General features: G+C 44.4%; 17 protein-coding genes. 13 read left to right on the top strand and 4 right to left on the bottom strand.

Going from position 1 to position 19256, the window contains the following annotated elements:
* Nucleotides 1-33 precede the first annotated feature (33 nt).
* The 6 genes from mdlC to ACR63N_RS06750 all read left to right on the top strand — a co-directional run bounded on the left by mdlC (nt 34) and on the right by ACR63N_RS06750 (nt 5190).
* Entirely contained in the window at nt 34-1644 is a 1611-nt protein-coding gene (gene mdlC, locus ACR63N_RS06775; protein WP_472782640.1) for a benzoylformate decarboxylase, read from the top strand.
* A gap of 68 nt (nt 1645-1712) precedes the next feature.
* Nucleotides 1713-2108, top strand: coding sequence for a MarC family protein (locus ACR63N_RS06770; protein WP_367103223.1), 396 nt, complete (start codon nt 1713-1715; stop codon nt 2106-2108).
* Nucleotides 2071-2187: a hypothetical protein gene (locus ACR63N_RS06765; protein ID WP_472782639.1), complete on the top strand. Its 117-nt coding sequence runs from the start codon at nt 2071-2073 to the stop codon at nt 2185-2187. Before ACR63N_RS06770 ends, ACR63N_RS06765 begins: the two co-directional genes overlap by 38 nt.
* Nucleotides 2188-2681: 494 nt before the next feature.
* Nucleotides 2682-3725, top strand: coding sequence for a cupin domain-containing protein (locus tag ACR63N_RS06760; protein ID WP_367103224.1), 1044 nt, complete (start codon nt 2682-2684; stop codon nt 3723-3725).
* Between the two features lie 76 nt (nt 3726-3801).
* Nucleotides 3802-4440 carry a maleylacetoacetate isomerase gene (gene maiA / locus ACR63N_RS06755; protein WP_367103773.1) on the top strand — a complete coding sequence of 213 codons (639 nt, stop codon included), beginning with the start codon at nt 3802-3804 and terminating at the stop codon, nt 4438-4440.
* A gap of 45 nt (nt 4441-4485) precedes the next feature.
* Nucleotides 4486-5190: a fumarylacetoacetate hydrolase family protein gene (locus ACR63N_RS06750; protein ID WP_367103225.1), complete on the top strand. Its 705-nt coding sequence runs from the start codon at nt 4486-4488 to the stop codon at nt 5188-5190.
* Nucleotides 5191-5285: 95 nt separating this feature from the next.
* Here the strand turns inward: ACR63N_RS06750 and ACR63N_RS06745 are convergent, their stop codons facing one another.
* Nucleotides 5286-6143 (bottom strand): IclR family transcriptional regulator, encoded by an 858-nt coding sequence (locus tag ACR63N_RS06745; protein WP_367103226.1) that lies wholly within the window; start codon nt 6141-6143, stop codon nt 5286-5288.
* 347 nt (nt 6144-6490) lie between these two features.
* On the opposite strand from ACR63N_RS06745, the gene ACR63N_RS06740 reads away from it, so the two are divergent.
* Nucleotides 6491-7525 carry a TRAP transporter substrate-binding protein gene (locus ACR63N_RS06740; RefSeq protein ID WP_472782638.1) on the top strand — a complete coding sequence of 345 codons (1035 nt, stop codon included), beginning with the start codon at nt 6491-6493 and terminating at the stop codon, nt 7523-7525.
* A gap of 20 nt (nt 7526-7545) precedes the next feature.
* Here ACR63N_RS06740 and ACR63N_RS06735 read toward each other — a convergent pair whose 3' ends face one another.
* The gene (locus ACR63N_RS06735) at nt 7546-8745 is read right to left on the bottom strand and encodes an iron-containing alcohol dehydrogenase (protein ID WP_367103228.1); all 1200 of its coding nucleotides are present in this window, start codon (nt 8743-8745) and stop codon (nt 7546-7548) included.
* 218 nt (nt 8746-8963) lie between these two features.
* Between ACR63N_RS06735 and ACR63N_RS06730 the strand changes: the two genes are divergently transcribed.
* Complete coding sequence (locus tag ACR63N_RS06730) at nt 8964-9620, top strand: hypothetical protein (protein ID WP_367103229.1); 657 nt, start codon at nt 8964-8966, stop codon at nt 9618-9620.
* Between the two features lie 166 nt (nt 9621-9786).
* On the opposite strand, the gene ACR63N_RS06725 is transcribed toward ACR63N_RS06730, so the two are convergent.
* Entirely contained in the window at nt 9787-10944 is a 1158-nt protein-coding gene (locus ACR63N_RS06725; RefSeq protein ID WP_472782637.1) for an NAD(P)-dependent alcohol dehydrogenase, read from the bottom strand.
* A gap of 245 nt (nt 10945-11189) precedes the next feature.
* Between ACR63N_RS06725 and ggt the strand changes: the two genes are divergently transcribed.
* The 4 genes from ggt (at nt 11190) to glcF (ending at nt 16999) form a co-directional block, all read left to right on the top strand.
* On the top strand, nt 11190-13157 hold the full coding sequence (ggt, locus tag ACR63N_RS06720) for a gamma-glutamyltransferase (RefSeq protein WP_472782636.1): 1968 nt from the start codon (nt 11190-11192) through the stop codon (nt 13155-13157).
* Nucleotides 13158-13218: 61 nt separating this feature from the next.
* Nucleotides 13219-14700, top strand: coding sequence for an FAD-linked oxidase C-terminal domain-containing protein (locus ACR63N_RS06715; protein WP_472782635.1), 1482 nt, complete (start codon nt 13219-13221; stop codon nt 14698-14700).
* The gene (glcE, locus tag ACR63N_RS06710; RefSeq protein WP_472782634.1) at nt 14697-15755 is read left to right on the top strand and encodes a glycolate oxidase subunit GlcE; all 1059 of its coding nucleotides are present in this window, start codon (nt 14697-14699) and stop codon (nt 15753-15755) included. The genes ACR63N_RS06715 and glcE overlap by 4 nt, the downstream gene beginning before the upstream one ends.
* Before the next feature lie 32 nt (nt 15756-15787).
* Nucleotides 15788-16999, top strand: a complete 1212-nt coding sequence (glcF, locus tag ACR63N_RS06705) for a glycolate oxidase subunit GlcF (protein ID WP_367103234.1) — start codon at nt 15788-15790, stop codon at nt 16997-16999.
* Between the two features lie 33 nt (nt 17000-17032).
* On the opposite strand, the gene ACR63N_RS06700 is transcribed toward glcF, so the two are convergent.
* Complete coding sequence (locus ACR63N_RS06700) at nt 17033-17833, bottom strand: AraC family transcriptional regulator (protein ID WP_472782633.1); 801 nt, start codon at nt 17831-17833, stop codon at nt 17033-17035.
* A gap of 400 nt (nt 17834-18233) precedes the next feature.
* On the opposite strand from ACR63N_RS06700, the gene ACR63N_RS06695 reads away from it, so the two are divergent.
* Complete coding sequence (locus ACR63N_RS06695) at nt 18234-19217, top strand: proline racemase family protein (RefSeq protein WP_472782632.1); 984 nt, start codon at nt 18234-18236, stop codon at nt 19215-19217.
* Nucleotides 19218-19256: the final 39 nt, after the last annotated feature.

The following is a 19256-nucleotide window of genomic DNA, read 5'->3' as shown; positions in this document are numbered from 1 at the left end:
TTCTTAAACTAGTAAATGATAAGGAAGCTTGCTATGTCTAATAATGATCAATCAAATGCTTCAAAAACTGTTCACGATGTCGTCTATGACCTAATGCGTAAGCTTGGCATGACCAAAGTGTTTGGTAATCCGGGCTCAACTGAGCTGAACTTTTTGACCAATTTTCCTGAAGACTTCGAGTATGTATTGGCTCTGCAAGAAGCCTCTGCTGTCGCTATGGCAGATGGTTATGCGCAAGCGACAGGTAATGCCGCTTTTATTAATTTACACTCAGCTGCAGGGGTTGGCAATGGGCTAGGTAATGTCTTTACAGCCTACCGCAATCATACGCCGCTAGTAATTACCGCTGGACAACAAGCGCGCAGTATCTTGGAGCTTGATCCCTACTTGGCGGCTATGGACGCTGCAGAATTTCCTAAGCCTTATGTCAAATGGAGCATTGAGCCTGCCAGTGCAGAGGAGGTACCACGAGCAATTGCTAAGGCCTATGAGATCGCCATGCAACATCCGCGCGGACCTACTTTTGTCTCTATTCCGTCAGACGATTGGGACAAACCTGCTGTTATGCCCGCCTACTCAAAAGTTATTGGCGGTAGCATACCTAGTCCCGATGCTATGGACCAATTGGTACAATCAATAAAAGACAGTCAAAACTTTGCTTTAGTAGTCGGCTCAGATATTGACCGTCAAGGGGCTTTTAATTTGGCTGTAGATCTTGCTGAACGTATGCAAGCGCCTGTGTATGAAGCACCGAACTCTAGCCGTGCCAGCTTCCCAGAAGACCATCCGCTGTTTGCAGGATTTTTACCCGCTTTGCCTGACAAGCTCTCGGATAAGCTGGCTGACTATGACGTTGTCTTGGTTATTGGTGCTCCCGTATTCACCATCCATATCGAAGGCGATATGCCTTTATATGATTCGGATACTAAGCTCTATCAGATCACCGCTGACCCTATGTATGCCGCCAGCGCCTCAAATACGACAACCCTGATAGGTACTATAGCCGAGAGTATAACTGCCCTACTGGAAAAGCTTCCTAAAAGTGACTTAAACCCGGTTACCGAGCCGATGCGTCCTGCTGCGCCTGAGGTAGAAGCAGTCACGCCGATATCTATCAACTATGCGCTAAAGGTGCTTAGTGAGGAGCGCACAAAGGACAGTATTATCACGGAAGAGGCGCCCTCACATCGCCCCGCTATCCAGCGCTATTTGCCGATTACACAACCCAATGGTTTTTATACAATGGCAAGCGGCGGTCTAGGTTATAGCTTACCCGCCTCAGTTGGGGTCGCTTTGGCTACTGATAAGCGCGTGATTTGCGTCATCGGTGATGGCTCATCAATGTACTCAATCCAAGCGATCTGGACTGCGGTGCGCCACAACTTACCAATTACTATAGTTGTACTTAATAACTTCGGTTATGGCGCGATGCGCGACTTTAGCAAAATCCTAGGTAGTCAAGCCGTACCTGGACTAGATATTAAAGGCATTGATTACGTGCAATTGGCTCAGAGTATGGGCGCGGACGGTGTACGTATCGATAACCATGAGAAGCTTGCTGAGGCCTATCAAACTGCAATGACCAAAGAAGGCTGTTACCTGATAGATGTGGTTATTGACCCAGATTCTGGCGCTATTTACTAAGAGTTTTCTAAAAGGCTTGTCACTTGGCAGGCCTTTTTTAAAGCTAAGAACTTCAAAAGGAGTATTAAGTGAATAGTGATATGATTCAATTCGCCTTGCAAGTATTCGTAACCTTGACGGCTATTATAAATTCTATTGCCAAGACCACGATCTTTATGAGTGTGGTCGGTGATAAATACGGCGAAGAACAAAAACACATTGCACTCAAATCGTGCCTCGTCGGTACGATTATCTTATTAGGCTTCGTTTTACTCGGTAAATACATCTTTCAGATGTTCTCAATTACCATCTCTGCTTTTCAGATCACAGGAGGTCTACTGATTTTTTACATTGGTTTTAACATGCTAATGTCAAAAAGTGGTAGTCCTACCGGGGATAGTGACAGTGATAACTGTAAAAAAGCTAACAATAATAAACAACAGGCTAGTGGCTTTTTTGGGTCAAAATCTGATCACTGTATTTAGTAAGCTTATGGGCTTTATTCTAGCTATTATGGGTACAAGCTTAGTACTGGCTGGTATTCATAGCTCCTTTGGTATTTAAAATAATAAGTTTTTGTATTTAAATGAGGATTTTATCTATGGCTCAACGAATAAATACGACTAATCAATCATGGCTAACACTATAAAGCTGATAAATAGCAGACCTTAAAAGAGTAAACACGTTGTTAAAAAATGTAATTAAAGGTAAACAAACGTAGTTTTCGTAGAAGAAACTATTTTGTATTATGTAATTTAACATACTTATATTCTCTAAAGTATTTTGTCATAAAGAGCTGTCTTAAATTGCTTTTTCTTATCCAGTAGCGATTAATTTTAGTTAGTCATAAATAATATATAACTAAGGTATTATGCATTACATAATTGTATTTAGCTAAAAGAACTGTTTGAGGTAAAGTTGCTTTTAAGACTGTTTTTGTTTGCTACCTTCACAAGCGTTCACTGACGTTTTATACTAAAATTCAATGCTTATGCTTAAACAAGAAAGTTAATGCATAAGATCATTTAAGTATACTTATCAAATATCTGGAGTCAATCATGGAACGACTTGCTACTTTAGAAGACCTCCCTACAGAATATGTTGAGGCGCTCACAGCAAAAAACTTAGTCCCCCTATGGCCAAGTCTGCGTGATGTCCTACCCCCTTACACTCCAAAACCTAGAACCCAAGCCACCGCTTGGAAGTATCAAGACATACGTCCCCTACTTATGCAAGCAGGCGAGCTGACCCCGATTGAAAAAGCCGAACGCCGCGTGCTGGTATTGGCCAACCCGGGACATACGCTGGATAACATGCGTGCTACTTCTATCATGTATCTAGGCATGCAGCTGTTGCTGCCCGGCGAATGGGCACCAAGTCATCGTCATGTCCCCAATGCTGTCCGTCTAATCGTTGAAGGCAATGGCGCTTATACCAGTGTCGATGGCGAAAAGTGCGAGATGGAAAGAGGCGATTTGATTCTGACTCCGAGTGGTATGTGGCACGAGCATTCGCATGACGGAGATTCAGAAGTGGTTTGGCTTGATGTGCTGGATCTGCCTTTAGTCTATTATTCAGAAACCAGCTATGTTGAAGAGGGCGAAAAGGTAAAAGGCGAGCATGAGTCCAATCCCAAAATCTATGGTCCTGGGCTTGTCGCTACCGAAAACTTTCAGCGTAATGATACTATTGAATATCCTATCCTGCGCTACCCTTGGGTAGATACCAAAAAATCGCTTGAGTCCATCGCTGCAGGTAAGGATGTAGACATGGTGCAAGTGACTTATGTCAACCCAGAGACCGGACAAGACGCGCAAAAAATCATTGGTTTTAGCGCCATTATGCTACGCCCCAACGAAGTGCTACGTCTGCCTAGACGCTCGTGTGCTATCATCTTTCATATTATAGAAGGTGATGTCGTTGTTGATGCCGACGATGTCAGACATGAGCTGATCGCTTCTGATACCAGCTGCGCGCCTTGTTTTGCCAATATTACTTTGACCAATCAAAATGACACGCCAGCTTTTATCTTTGTGGCCGACGAATCACCTTTTCAAAAGAAATTAGGGCTTTATTCTGAACGTCCAAGAACCGATGTGTAAACTTAATTATAGTTAGGTCAATATGAAAAAGATATCAACGACAATTAAACTTAAATAAGAATAAGGGATTATTATGATGAAACTTTATGGCTACTTTCGTAGTGGCACCTCGCACCGTGTCCGTATAGCGCTCAACTTAAAAGAATTGGATTACGAGTCCATCTCGGTTGATTTATCAAAGGACGAGCAGCTAGAGTCCGAGTTTAAAGCCATCAACCCACAAGGGCTGGTACCTGTCTTGCAAACTGACGATTTACAACTGTTTCAAAGTCCAGCTATTTTGGAGTGGTTAGAGGAAAATTATCCTGATACGCCGCTACTTCCCAAAGACAGCGCCGGACGTATGCGCGTAAGAGCACTCAGTGCTATGGTAGGCTGTGATATTCATCCGATTAATAATAGGCGTATATTACAGTATCTGCGTCATGAGCTGTCTGTGGAAGAAGAAGGGGTAAAAGCATGGTGTCAACGCTGGATAAACGACGGGTTTACGGCTTTGGAGAAATTACTCGAAGAGGATAAACAGCGTGGTAATTTCTGTTATGGCAATAGTCCCACTTTGGCAGACTGTTATCTGATTCCGCAAGTTTATTCAGCGCGCCGTTTTGAAGTAGATATGAGCGCTTATCCAAACATTGAGGCTATTGATAAGCATTGCCATACGCTACAAGCTTTTATCGATGCAGAGCCTAGTAATCAAGAAGATGCTTTTTGATACCATCATTTTAAATTTAAATAAATATCAACAAAGGAGTGTATTATGTCATATGTGATTGAACCTTTTAAGCAAGTTGGTTTGAATGTTGAGGGGACAGAGGATAAGTTCCCAGTGCGCCGAGTATACTGCGTTGGTCGTAACTATGCTGCTCATGCGCGCGAGATGGGTTTTGATCCTGATCGTAACCCGCCATTTTTCTTTTGTAAGCCCAATGATCCTGAATCTGTGGTACCCGTAGCCAAAGACGGTACGATTGATCTGCCCTACCCACCGCTTACTGAAAACTATCATTATGAAGTCGAATTGGTAGTCGCTATTGGTAAAGACGCTAAAGACATCTCGGTTGAAGATGCTAAAAACGTTATATTTGGCTATGCTGTAGGCTTGGATATGACGCGCCGTGACTTGCAAATGGAGATGCGTGAACAAGGTCGTCCGTGGGAAGTCGGTAAAGCATTTGACTATTCAGCGCCTATTGGTGAGCTAACGCCTATTGACGGCACCAACGAGTTGACCAATGGTAATATTGAGCTGACGGTTAATGGTGAAACCAAGCAGCAGAGCAATATTACTCATCTGATTTGGAAGACGGCGGAGGTTATCTCGCGTCTGTCTGAGCTGTTTGAATTAAAGGCAGGTGATTTGATTATGACCGGTACGCCAGAAGGGGTTGGTCCTGTAGTCAAAGGTGATACTATGGTAGCTCGCGTTGAAGGCCTTGGCAGTATTACAGTCAACGTTAAATAGGTGCTAGATGCTCCTTAAAAAGATGTTTTTAAAAAATTAGCAACCTTACCGAGTTTGTTGGATTTATCCCGGCAAACTCGCTATCTTAAAAAGGCCTATTGATTTCTGTGACGTTTCGATATGGTAAGCATTTTATTAATGATTCTTTTTTTCTGACTATAAGGCAGTTGTTCTGCCGTACCGATTACGGTAATCGAATGTCCTAAACGTCTACTCATAGACACTACGATAGAATCCACATCGCTTGACGCGCACTCCATATCAATAGGTATACTAAAAGCATTGACGCCCTTCATCATATCGCCTGTAGCACACGCATAACCCTGCTCTCTTATCTCAAGCAATGATTTCTCAAAATACTGCCACTGCTCTATGACGTCCTCTTTGTCATCGGTTTTACAAACTTCGTCTTCAACAAACAATGAAGAGGTTGCATGCTGAGTTTTATCCTGTTGTAGCTCTACTAAAACTAGAGGCTTGATAACACTAATGGGCTGATAACTTGCCAATAGTTTGCCGGTTGCCGATGAAACCAATGGCATACGCGAGCCAACACGAGTAATAATACTGATCGGCGTATTGGGCTCGACAGATTTAATAACGATAGGGCCTTCATTAAACCATCTGGCTATTTGTACCCCACAATTTAAGCTATTTTTAATATCGACAGCGATCTTAGTGAGCCGCTCCATGACGTTATTTTGATCAAGCCCGGCTTGCCCTAGATCGTCTACTCGAGCACCTAAGGTATAACTACTATCATCGAGTTGCTCGACATAGTTTTTTAGGATTAAACTGACTAAATAGCGATGTATTTTAGCAGGATGCATCTGCATGGCTGATGAGATGTCTTTGAGCTTCATCGGCGCTCTTTGATCTATCAATATATCTAATATCGATAGGCCGATTTCAATTGATTTAACTCCGTTACGACTTTTATCAATCTCTGACATTATTCACCTCTTAAGATCCTCAAATACCACTCTTTGTTACTTTTTGTAAAAAATTAATCAACATTTTAGAATGGTAATTTTATGTCTTTATGTAATAAGGAATCATCTTTTAGTTATTCCTTTGATTATGATAAGAAACTCAATAAGCCTGTGTTTTTTATTTACTTTAGCAGTTAGCTCTTAGCTTTACTTAATTATAGAGTAATTGATTACGCATTACATAATATTTATTAATAATATGCCAACTTTAGTAAATATTTTACGGATTTCACAATTGCTCTCCTTCGATATATACTAAAAATTATCTCATAAATAATCTTCATTACTCTCCAAGGAAGGATTCTATAATGAACAAAAAACTACCTCTGGCTGCGGCATTAGCAAGTGTATTAACTTTGACAAGCTGCTCTAATCAAGAAGCGACAACTGGCACTGATGAAGTCATCACCCTTAGATTCTCGCACTTTATGACCCTTAACGACTCTATGAATAAGGAAGTTTTTGAGCCTTGGGCGCGGCAAGTTGAAGAGGACTCTAATGGCCGAATAAAGGTTGAGATCTTCCCTTCAGCTACTCTTAGCAAACCTGATGTGACCTATGACGCTGCCGCCAAAGGCACCATCGATATCGGCGTGCAACCGCAGGGCTATACCAGTGGCCGCTTCCCCGTGACCCAAATTGCTGAGTTGCCGGGCGTCTCTGAGTCAGGCGAACAGCTGGGCTGCGTGCTGCATACGCTCTATGATGACGGAGTGATCTCAAACGAGTACGAAGACACGCATTTGCTTTACATGATGGGTTCAGGACCTCACGGTCTTCATACCGTTGATACGCCTATCCGTACGCCATCGGATTTAAACGGTATGCGCATTCGGCGTACGTCTTCGGTCGCCGCCGATATGCTTGAATCAGTCGGGGCAACCACCATTGGCATGCCAGCGAGTGACACTTATACTTCATTGCAGCGCGGCGTCATTGATGGCGTGAGCCTACCATGGCAGCCCATTCAAGCGTTTCGTTTGGACGAGCTGGTCGATGCACATACTTATGTGCCATTTTATAATGCCGCCTTTGTGGTCACTATGAATAAAGATAAGTATGAGAGCTTGCCTGATGATCTAAAACAAGTCATTGATGATAATTCAGGAGCGCAAATGGGCATTAAAGGCTCGAAAGTCTTTGATCGGGTCAATGCTGAGGTCAGGCAGGCGGCAGTCGATAAAGGTGATACGATGATTGAGATACCAGATCCGCTCAACGATCCAGCTTGGAGCGCCCCGCTTGCAGCTGGCGTGCAAAAGTATCTTAATAGCGTAGAAGGCGTGGACGCGCAGGAAGTCTACGAAAAAGCCAAAGCGGCAGGGGTCGCCTGTAAAGCGTAAAGGTAATATCAGCTAAACCGTTATAAAGCATGAGCTGAGATCTCACTACTATCGTCATCATTTCGCCATAGCAGGGTATACAGCTCAACCATCTCCTCAAGATTAGGTATACGCGGATTATTGTTGGGAGAACCTGAGGCAAAGGCTTGCTCGCACATAGTCTCTACAAGATCATCGAAGTCAGCTCTTTGCACCCCAAATTGTGCTAGCGTAGGCACTTGCAGCTCTTTATTCAACTGTTTTAAGTGCTTAACTAGCTTTATATTAGCCTGTGCATCGGTATCGCTATGCTCAGCAGCGCCTAAAGCACGAGCGCAGTCTGCATAGCGATCAGATGCACTAGATATACCAAACTCGGTGATAGTAGGCAGTAGCATAGCGTTTGATAGACCATGCGGTACATGAAAAAAAGCGCCAATGGGTCGACTCATACCATGCACTAAGGCCACCGAAGAATTACAAAAGGCAATGCCTGCTAAGGTGGCGCCCAACATCATGGCCGCGCGTGCACTCTCATCTTTACCATCATGATAAGCCTTTTGTATATTGGGTCCCATCAAGCGCAGTGCCGCCAAAGCTTGCTGGTCGCTATAGGCGTTGCGCTTGGGGCTAATATAAGCTTCAATAGCATGAGTTATGGCGTCAATACCAGTATCGGCAGTGGTTCGAGGCGGTACACTTATAGTAAGGCTGTAATCAATAATGGCGGCTATGGGCATAAACCCTGTGCCAACACATAATAGTTTCTCATTATTGCCCTCGTCGGTAATGATAGTAAACTTTGTCACCTCTGACCCTGTGCCTGCCGTAGTCGGTATCGCAATAATAGGCAAGCCCGTTTCATCGACTTGACGCGGAAATTTATAATCACGAATAACCCCACCAAACCGTCCTAAGATCGAGATTGCTTTGGCGCTATCGATAGGACTACCGCCGCCTAATGCGATCAGACTATCGTAGTTTTTGGCCTGAACTTGCGCCACTCCAGCCTTAATAGAGCTTTGGGTCGGCTCTGGTACCGTATCTGAAAACACCTCAGCGCTAACTCCCGCCTCACCTAAAATATCTTGTAATTTATCGACGTAGCCCAGGTTTACCATCATATTATCGGTAATAATAAGCGGTTTTTCTACGCCTAAACTGGCTAATATCGCCGGTAGCTTCTGGCAGGCATCACGTCCAATCTCTATCATCCTTGGTAGCAGAATACTATGTGACATGGTTATCTATCCTTGTATAAATCACTATGATTGTAATTTTTAGGTGTCTTGACTATATCTGTTAGACTAGTCTTAACCCTTAAAGAGCTGAGGCAAAATCAAATTGCAAAACGCTAGAAATGCTAGTATAAAGTGTTTGAATATATCAGACATAAACTCCTTGAAAGTTGTCATCCAAGACTCATAAAGTAATGATACTAAAAATTTAGGTACATATTGTGAAAACTATTTTACTAATAGCTGGCCTTAGTACGACGATCTCCATATCTGCTTATGCAGCAGACTACCAAAGTTTTATTGCTCCAAGCTCTTTAGGCAAAAATATAACCGCTCTTAATAAGCAATATAAACTAGAACTAAAAGAGCGCAACACAGGACTCTATAATAATGGCAATTCTGCCACTTGTAACCTTGTTGTAAGGACAGATAAAGAAGACCGAGTCAATTATATTAAGATAATAAATAATAAAAACTGTTTTTATAACACCAAGTCAAATGTAAACTATAATGGTAAGTCTACTAAAACTAAAGATGTGCTTGGTCAAGTTAATATTGAGAACATAAAATTTATTCCAGGATGTTTTAACTGCGCATCAAAGAAAAACCCTACCGATAGTTTGGTGATTAATCGGGCAGAAGATAAATATTACACTGAGTTTGAAATTAAAGAATACAACAAGGATTATATAGAGTACATCGCCAAAGACCTATTCGGTGATTTTTCAAACGATGAGTATGACTCGGTTATGAATAAGCTTGAACTAAGAGCGGCTGAAGAACCAGAGTTATATGATCGCAATGAATTTAAACTTCATGCTATAGACACTTATGACCTACAAAGCAGACCTTTGAGCTACACTATTGCTTTAAAATAAGTTGCTTTAAAGTAAATGGTTTTAGCTGAGCTGCACGTATGCATTGTTTTTCGTTAAACAAAACGGTTTATAGTCAAAAACTATAAACCGTTTTGTTATGTAACTTAGTACTTTTAAATTAAATAACAATTATAAATTTCTAAATTAGGTACTTAATCTAATCTTATTAATCTGATATTTTTATAATGGGTTTTAGTGTCGTACCGTTTTCGCTATCTTTTACCGCTTGATTGATATCGTCAAACTTATAATACTTTACCAATTTATCAAACGGAAACTGACCTTTTAAGTAAAGATCGACCAGTTCAGGGATAAATATTTTCGGACGACTGTTGCCCTCAACTACCCCAACAATGCTTTTACCACTGATAAGTAAGTCATTAACATCAAAGTTGGCTGGTGTTTCTAAAGCGGGCGCGCCTACTACCGCCATTTTCCCTAAAATACCTAATGCCTCTACCCCCTGAGTTAGAATATCAGGCACACCCGTAGACTCTAAAGCGAAGTCAGCACCACCACCGGTGATCTCTTTAACCGCTTCAACAGCGTCTTGCTCCTTACTATTAATGGTATGGGTTGCGCCAAGCTCTTTGGCAAGCTGCAATCGCGAGTCGACGATATCGACGGCAATAATGGTGGCCGCGCCGCAGATTTTGGCAGCCATGACACCACTTAAGCCCACTGCCCCTGCACCCCAGATAACAAAGGTACTGGCAGGCGTGACCTTTAGAACATTGATAACCGCGCCAGCCCCTGTTTGGACCCCGCAGCCAAGTGGTCCTAATAGCTCTATTGGTGCGTCCTTAGTTACTTTGATCGCGTTATTCTCTTGGCTCAAAGCTAGGGTAGCGAACGAGGACTGGGCAAAGAAGTGATCGTGTATGCTTTGATCATCGGACGTACAAATGGCATTATTGCCGTGAGTGTCACTACCGCCAAAGTTACGTTCAAAGAATTCAGCACAGTAAGCAGGCTGACCGCTATAGCACTGTTTGCAATGTCCACAGTGACCATAACTTAATACCACATGATCGCCTACTTCTAGCGTTTTTACATTGTCGCCGATCGCTTGTACGATACCAGCGCCTTCATGTCCGAGCACTAGCGGCAAGGGCACAGGGTAGAGCTGATCACGTACGATCAAGTCAGTATGGCACATCCCTGTCGCCACTACTTTTACCAGTACCTCATCCCCTTGAGGTTGACGTATTTTTAACGATTGCAGCTCAAAATCAGCGCCCTCTTTGGGTGTTACTGCTGCGGTAATGTCTAGTAAGTCGCCATCTTGCGTGTCATTTATTTGGGAATTATTGGTATCTGTCATCACTAATACTCCTGTATTTGATAAATAAGCGCTGTAACTTTTACAGCACTAAAATAAGACTCTAGTTACAATTTACGCCCTCGCTGTTCTTACGTCAAATATTACCTTAATCACATATACTTGCACTTACAATGTTACGATAGTTTGTCACTAGCTATGCACGAATTGCAATATTCGCTATGATTTACCTATGGTGTTATTTCTATCAGCCTGATTATCATTTTATTCATAGAAAGGACTTCGTGATGTCATATCCATTCTCTCGTACGCGCCAATCCGTATCATTTAAGCAACAATCTAACCAGCAAAAACTCAAATCTGTAAAACGTAAAAGCTTGCTAAAAACTGTGATAACTATTGTTAGTAGCTCATTGTTGTTATCCGTATCGGCTCATGCTTTAACGCCTGATAACACGACTATAAACAATACTTCAATCAATACCAGCGCCATTAATCTGGCAATCATGACCGAGAGTCCTACGGTAATATCTGAAACTCGGCGTATTACCCCAGCTTCTGCTAGTAGCGTGATAGCGACGAGTACCAGTACCGCTACCACCGATCAAGCCATCTATTCAGAAGATGCTATCCATCATCCGGTCTGGGCGAAGAACGGTATGGTCGCGACTCAAGAAGCGCTGGCCTCCGATATCGGCTTGCAGATACTAGAGGATGGCGGTAATGCGGTTGATGCCGGCGTAGCGGTTGGTTTTGCCTTGGCGGTGACGTTGCCGCGCGCAGGTAATATCGGCGGCGGCGGTTTTATGATGATTTATGATGCCGAGCAAGGTAAAACGATCGCCCTTGATTACCGTGAAAAAGCGCCAAGTAGCGCCTCGCGTGATATGTATCTTGATGAAAAAGGCAACGCGGTCAGTGATTTATCGCGTTATCATGGCCTAGCCGTCGGCGTACCGGGGACAGTAGCCGGACTGCTCAAAGCTTTGGAGGATCATGGCACCATGAGCCGCGAGCAAGTTATGGCGCCAGCGATTGCCTTGGCTGAGAATGGTATCGAAGTGACTGCTGGCTTGTCTGAGTCGCTTGAGGCTTTAAGCGACCGCCTGCAAAAGTGGCCCAGCACACAAAAAATATTCTTCAAACCTGATGGCAGTGCTTATCAGCCCGGTGAGCTATTACGTCAGCCAGAACTCGCTCGTTCTCTTAAACTAATAGCCGCTGAGGGCGCTGATGGGTTTTATAAAGGCGAAACCGCTAGTAAACTGGTTCAAGCCATCAATGATGCTGGTAGCACGATGAGCCTACAGGATTTGGCAAATTATGAAGCGATTGCTCGTGAGCCGGTCAAAGGCGATTACCGTGGCTACGAGATCGTCTCTATGCCACCGCCCTCCTCTGGCGGTATTCATATCGTGCAGATTTTAAACATCTTAGAGGGCTATCCACTAAAAGACTATGGTCATAATAGCGCGCAGACCATTCATTTAATGAGTGAGGCGATGCAGCTGGCTTATGCTGATCGCGCTGAATATTTAGGGGATTCGGACTTCATTGATGTGCCGACCAGTGGTTTAACCTCACAAGCTTACGCCGATCAGCTGCGTACCTCTATTGATCCTAATAAAGCCACACCAGCAGCAACTATTAAAGCCAATAATCCGCTACCTTACGAGAGTGATCAAACCACGCATTTCTCTATTGTCGACAAAGACGGTAATGCCATAGCTAATACTTATACGCTAAACTTCTCTTATGGTACCGGTCTTGTCGCTGAGGGAACAGGCATACTGCTTAATAATGAGATGGACGACTTCTCTGCCAAGCCCGGCACACCCAATGCCTATGGATTACTTGGCGGTGAAGCGAACGCGGTTGAGGCCAATAAACGTCCACTATCCTCTATGAGCCCCACTTTAGTGTTTAAAGACAGTAAGCCCTATATCGTTACCGGCAGCCCGGGCGGTAGCCGTATTATTACCACAGTCACCCAAATTATCTCCAACGTCATCGATCATGATATGAATATCGCCGAGGCCACACATGCGCCGCGAATTCATGATCAGTGGCTACCCGATGAGATTCGCATCGAAAAAGCGCTTAATGTCGATACCGTTAAAAAACTCGAAGACATGGGACATACGGTAAGTCCGCAAGCCACCATGGGTTCGACGCAGTCCATTATGCTGACCCCAAATGGCGTCTATGGTTCATCGGATCCGCGTATTGTCGATGCAGCAGTGGTCGGGTATTAATTAGGTGCCATATTAAGTAACAATGAGATATTAAATCATTCATTCAGCCAAGGAGAGCGGTATGACTGAGAACAAAAAACTGGATAAAGCGGCGCTGGTGAGTATGTTTCGCGCCTTTATTGAGCCTGAATACGTCATCAGCGACGAGGAAACCCAAAAGCCTTTTGAATGTGATGGTTTGTCTGTCTATTGCGACATGCCATTGCTCGTGGTCTTACCAAACACAGTCGCACAAATACAAGAAGTGATGCGTATCTGTCATCGTTATCAGATTCCGGTGGTCGCTCGCGGAGCGGGAACTGGTCTTTGTGCCGGAGCCATGCCCCATCCTGATGGCGTACTACTAGTACTATCGCGTTTTAAGCATATTCTTGACATAGATCCTCTAGCACGTACAGCGCGTTTGCAGCCCGGCGTGCGTAACTTAGCCATCAGTGAGGCGGCCGCTGCATATGGCTTATATTATGGCCCCGACCCCTCCTCGCAAATTGCTTGCACCATAGGCGGCAACGTCGCTGAAAACTCCGGCGGTGTCCACTGCCTCAAGTACGGACTGACCACTCATAACCTATTAAAAGTCGAGATGGTCACGGTTGAAGGCGAGCTGATTAGCATTGGTAGCGAGGGACTTGACAGCAGCGGTTTCGATCTACTGGCGTTGATCACTGGGTCCGAGGGTTTGCTTGGCATAGTAACCGAGGTCACTGTTAAATTATTGCCTCGACCTGAAAAAGCGCAAGTCGTTATGGCCGCTTTTGATAACGTACAGACAGCAGGAGATGCAGTAGGCGCTATTATTGCTAAAGGCATTATTCCAGCAGGTCTTGAGATGATGGATAGCTACGCTATTATAGCGGCCGAAGCCTTTGCCCATGCTGGTTACCCTACCGATGCTAAAGCCCTATTATTATGTGAATTAGATGGCACAATTGTTGAGGTGCAAGAGCAGATCCTCGAAGTTGAACAGCTTTTTATCCAATTAGGTGCCACTGCAACTCGCGTCTCACAAAGCGAGGCGGAGCGCACTTTACTATGGAAAGGTCGTAAGTCCGCTTTCCCAGCGGTAGGCCGATTCTCGCCCGATTATTATTGCATGGACGGCACTATTCCTCGCAGTCAGTTAGCTTATGTCTTGACTGAGATGCAAAAACTATCCGAGTACTATGACTTGCGTGTGGCTAACGTCTTTCATGCTGGGGACGGTAATTTGCATCCGCTAATTTTATTTGATGCCAATATACCAGGTCAGCTGGAGAAAACTGAAGAATTTGGCGCTAGTATTTTGGAGCTTTGTGTCAAAGTAGGCGGCTGTATCACAGGCGAGCACGGCGTTGGTATAGAGAAAATCCGGCAAATGACAGTGCAATTTAATGATCAAGAATTAGGTCAATTTCATGCGATCAAATCAGCTTTTGATCCTGCTGGTACACTTAATCCGGGTAAAGGCATCCCAGTATTAAAAAACTGTCAGGAATATCGGGCGCTGAATAAGGTAATGGACGATTCAGTAGGTCAGCCGCCAACGCGGGGAGCACCAGCATGAAAGATATTAGTGCCGAGTTGATCGAGCAGGTTAAACAGGCAGGTATTGATGGTCGCAAATTACAAATCGTTGGCGGTGGTAGCAAAGACTTTATGGGCCGTACGCCTACAGGCAATCCGCTTAATCTGGCTGAGCACAGCGGTATTGTCAGTTATGAGCCAATTGAGCTGGTACTGACCGCAAGAGCGGGCACATCATTGACTGAGATTAACACCGCTTTGGGCGAGCACAACCAAAGACTGGCATTTGAGCCACCATTATTCAATGGACAGGCGACCTTAGGCGGTACGCTAGCTTGCCACTTATCGGGTCCAGGGCGTCCTTGGAATGGCTCAATCCGGGATCATGTCCTCGGTATTCGCCTGATTAATGGTCGAGGTGAACACCTGCGCTTTGGCGGACAAGTGATGAAAAACGTCGCAGGCTATGATGTTTCAAGAATGCAGGCTGGAGCTATGGGGACTTTAGGGGTCATCAGTGAAATCAGTCTCAAAGTCATGCCCAAACCTGCTGCTACGGTTACTTTAAAATATAATATGGATGCAACGCAGGCTATAAAAGAGATGAACCGCTTAGCCGGATTACCAAATCCACTGACAGCAGCTTGTTGGTTTAATGATCAGCTTTATCTGCGTTTGGCAGGCGCGCGTAGTGCCGTTGATAGCACCGTTAAACAGTGGCAAGGCGAGGTGCTAGAAGACGGTGATAGCCTATGGACGCAGCTACGCGAGCAACAGTTAGACTACTTTGCTACTCAAGTACCGTTATGGCGATTTTCAGTCAACAGCCGCGCTGAGCATCTATGGCCAGATGAGAATTGGCTGCTGGATTGGGGCGGTAGCCTACGCTGGCTACGCGGCGATTTTGACGTTGAGACATTAGAGGCCCTAGCCAAGAGCATGGGCGGTCAAGTAAGCTGCTATCGCGGTGGTGACCGAACGCAAGAGGTGTTTTATACCCAGCCCAAAGTGCTGCGCGAGCTGCATCAGCGCCTCAAACAAGCTTTTGATCCAATGAATATTTTTAATCCCGGTCGTCTTTATAGCTGGATGTGATATAGGACTGGCTAAACAGTGCAGAGAACATTATGCGTACTCAAATCAATGTAAAATATATAGATCATATAGAAATCAAAGAAGCCGATGCTATTTTGCGTAGCTGCGTACACTGCGGATTTTGTAATGCTACCTGCCCTACTTATCAAGAACTGGGTGATGAAAGAGATGGCCCGCGCGGACGTATTTATTTAGTCAAACAGCTACTTGAGAGCGGTGAAGTTAGCGAAAAAACGCAAACGCACCTAGACCGCTGCTTGACTTGCCGCAGCTGTGAGACTACCTGCCCCTCCGGTGTGAAATATGGCCGCTTGGCTGAAATAGGTCGCGGCATTATGGAGGAACAACTCGAGCGACCGCTTCAGCAAAAGCTACTGCGCTGGCTGATTCGTAAGGTACTGCCCTACTCGCGCCGCTTTGGGTTTTTATTACGCCTAGGGCAATCAGTACGGCCTGTGTTGCCAAGCGGCCTGAAAGCTACGGTACCAGCGAGACAAACCAGACTTTCTATGCCTACTCAAAAGCATGTACGCCGCATGCTAGTATTAGCTGGGTGCGCGCAGCCATCAGCGACTCCAAATACTAACATTGCGGCCGCGCGCGTACTCGATAAATTAGGTATTAGCTTATTTACCGCGTCCGATGCAGGGTGCTGCGGCGCGGTTAGCTACCATATGCCCGCTCATGAAGAAGGGCTGATGTTTATGCGCCGCAATATCGATGCTTGGTGGCCTTATATTGAAGACGGTATAGAAGCCATTGTTATCAGCGCCTCAGGCTGCGGCTCGATGGTCAAGGATTACGGCGAAAAACTACGCCATGATCCACGCTACGCTGCCAAAGCCAAGCGGGTTAGCGAGCTTGCTCGTGATTTGGGCGAGGTGTTGATTAAAGAGGATTTAAGCCAACTACAGCTGCAAAATAAAGCGCGCAAAACAGCGGTACATTGTCCTTGCTCCTTGCAACACGCCCAGCAGCTTGGCGGCCTAGTTGAACAGATTTTACTACAGGCTGGTGTTAAGCTGACCCCTACTAAAGATAAGCATCTATGCTGCGGCTCGGCCGGAACTTATTCGTTACTGCAACCAAAACTTAGTCAGCAGCTATTAACCAATAAGCTTGCAGATTTGACAATTGGTGATCCAGAACAGATCGTGACTGCCAATATAGGGTGCCAGCTGCATTTAGGTAGCCGATCAAGCATACCGGTGAAGCACTGGATTGAATTGTTGGATCCACAGTAGTTAGATCCAACATACTCAACTATTAAACTCACTTTATGATGCTAGATGATGTTGACGAAACTGGGTGGGCGCCATGCCCGTAAACTGTTTGAACTGACGGCTAAAAGCACTATGATCACTATAGCCGCAGTTTAGCGATATTTGAGTTATGGACAACTCAGGCTGTGCTAGCAGTTTAATAGCTTGCTCAAATCTAAGCTTCTGTACAAACTGGGAGGGCGACATATTGAGCACTTCTTTAAAAGTGCGATCCAGCTGCGATACACTCAAATTAGCCAAGTCAGCCAACTGTACTATATTGATTCTTTGATCAAGACGGGCGCGTACAAACTGCGCGACTTTAGCTAGGCGCGCATGTTTACGTAAAATACGCTCGTTATCTTCATCAATATCGACCGATATCCCTACCATAGCTACTACCTGCTGACTATGGTCGCAGATGGGCAACTTATTGGTAATGCACCACCCTAGCTGACCCGAAGCATAACTGTGCAGCTCTAAGTTATCAATGATTGATTTCCCTTCTTTTAATACCTTCATATCTTGCAAAATATAATCTTTACTTTGCCGATGAGAAAACACCTCCTCTGTAGTAAATCCTACAATGTCTTCATGTTTATCAAGCTTACAACGTTTGATCAGCGTTTTGTTTGCCAGCTGGTAACGTGCTTGCTCGTCCTTTACAAAAAATACCACATTGGTCAAAGTGTCAAGCAGTGGCAGTAATAAAGAGACGTTACCGATAAACGCAGCGCCATTTTCTGGATGATAATCAGCTATATGTTGTTGTAGCGATTCTGAGAATTGAGGATTTTCAATATCTAAAGTAGGCATATGGCTCTCCTTATTCATCCTTTAATTTATTAGTTTTTTACACCACTTTATCTATGATATTTCCTCTGCTCATTCTGCTAAATAGTCTTTCTTAGCCTTGAGACTGTTTAAACAGAACATTAAACGGTATGTTACTAAAATACTGTTCCATCATTTTAGCAAACATTACTTTAGTATAACTTGCCTTACTATGCAGAAATGCGCATATTTTGATTAGGAAAACAGCAAGACGAAGCCTGCAAAAAAGTCCACTCTATAAATAGATATTGATAAGGGCTAACCAGTTAGTCGCTATTAGACTTAATTAACCATTTGTGTTGGTTCAATAACTTAGGTTTTGTAAACCACAATAGAATGTAAATTTTTCACGGATGCTCGCAAATAAACAAGGACGCCCGTCATGACTTCTGCATTATTTAATTTCAAAATCATTGATTCGCATACCGGCGGCGAGCCTACGCGGATGGTTTATGACGGTTTTCCTAACCTTGTCGGTGATAGTGTTCAAGACAAATTGCAAGACTTTAAACAAAACTACGATCATCTGCGCCAAAGTATTATCTTAGAGCCGCGCGGCAACGAGGTTCTGGTCGGTGCGCTCCTCCTCCCTGCTACTGACCCTAAAGCTGCCGCAGGTGTTATTTTTTTTAATAATGCCGGTTATCTAGGCATGTGTGGTCACGGCACCATCGGCGTTATTATCTCTTTAGCTTATCAAAAAAAGATATCGGCAGGCACGCATTGGCTGGAGACGCCAGTAGGGTTAGTCAAAGCCACCTTGCATACCGATGGCAGCTGTAGTGTACAAAACGTGCCCTCTTATCGTTATCAAAAACAAGTCGCCGTGAAAGTGCCAGAATTAGGCCTTATCCATGGCGATATCGCTTGGGGCGGCAATTGGTTCTTTTTGGTAAGTGAGCATGGGCAGGATATTCAAGCAAGCAATGTTAAAAAATTGACGCAAGTTACCATGCAAATTAAACAAGCCTTAGCAGCTGCCAATATTACCGGCGAAAATGACGGCGAGATTGACCACATTGAGCTGTTCGCTGCTAGCGATGATGAAAAGTCCAATAGCAAAAACTTTGTCTTATGTCCGGGCGCCGCTTATGATCGCTCCCCTTGCGGCACCGGCACTAGCGCCAAACTTGCCTGCCTAGCTGCTGACAATCTGTTAGCATCTGAGCAATTATGGCAGCAGCAAAGCGTAGTCGGTAGTGTCTTTACGGGTAGTTATCAATGGGCAACTAATACTGGTAGCGCTGGTATAGATTATCCTGAGCAAACCATCATTCCAACGATCTGTGGGCGCGCTTATGTTTGCGCCGAAACTACGCTCATTGTGCAAGAAAACGACCCTTTTAAATGGGGCATACCTTCTTAAAGGTATGAGTTTATATTTGCAAACTTAAGCTGATTTATA

Source organism: Psychrobacter sp. M4, from assembly GCF_055699795.1.
Note: the sequence above shows the minus strand (reverse complement) of the source record. Positions and strands in the feature narration are given on the sequence as shown.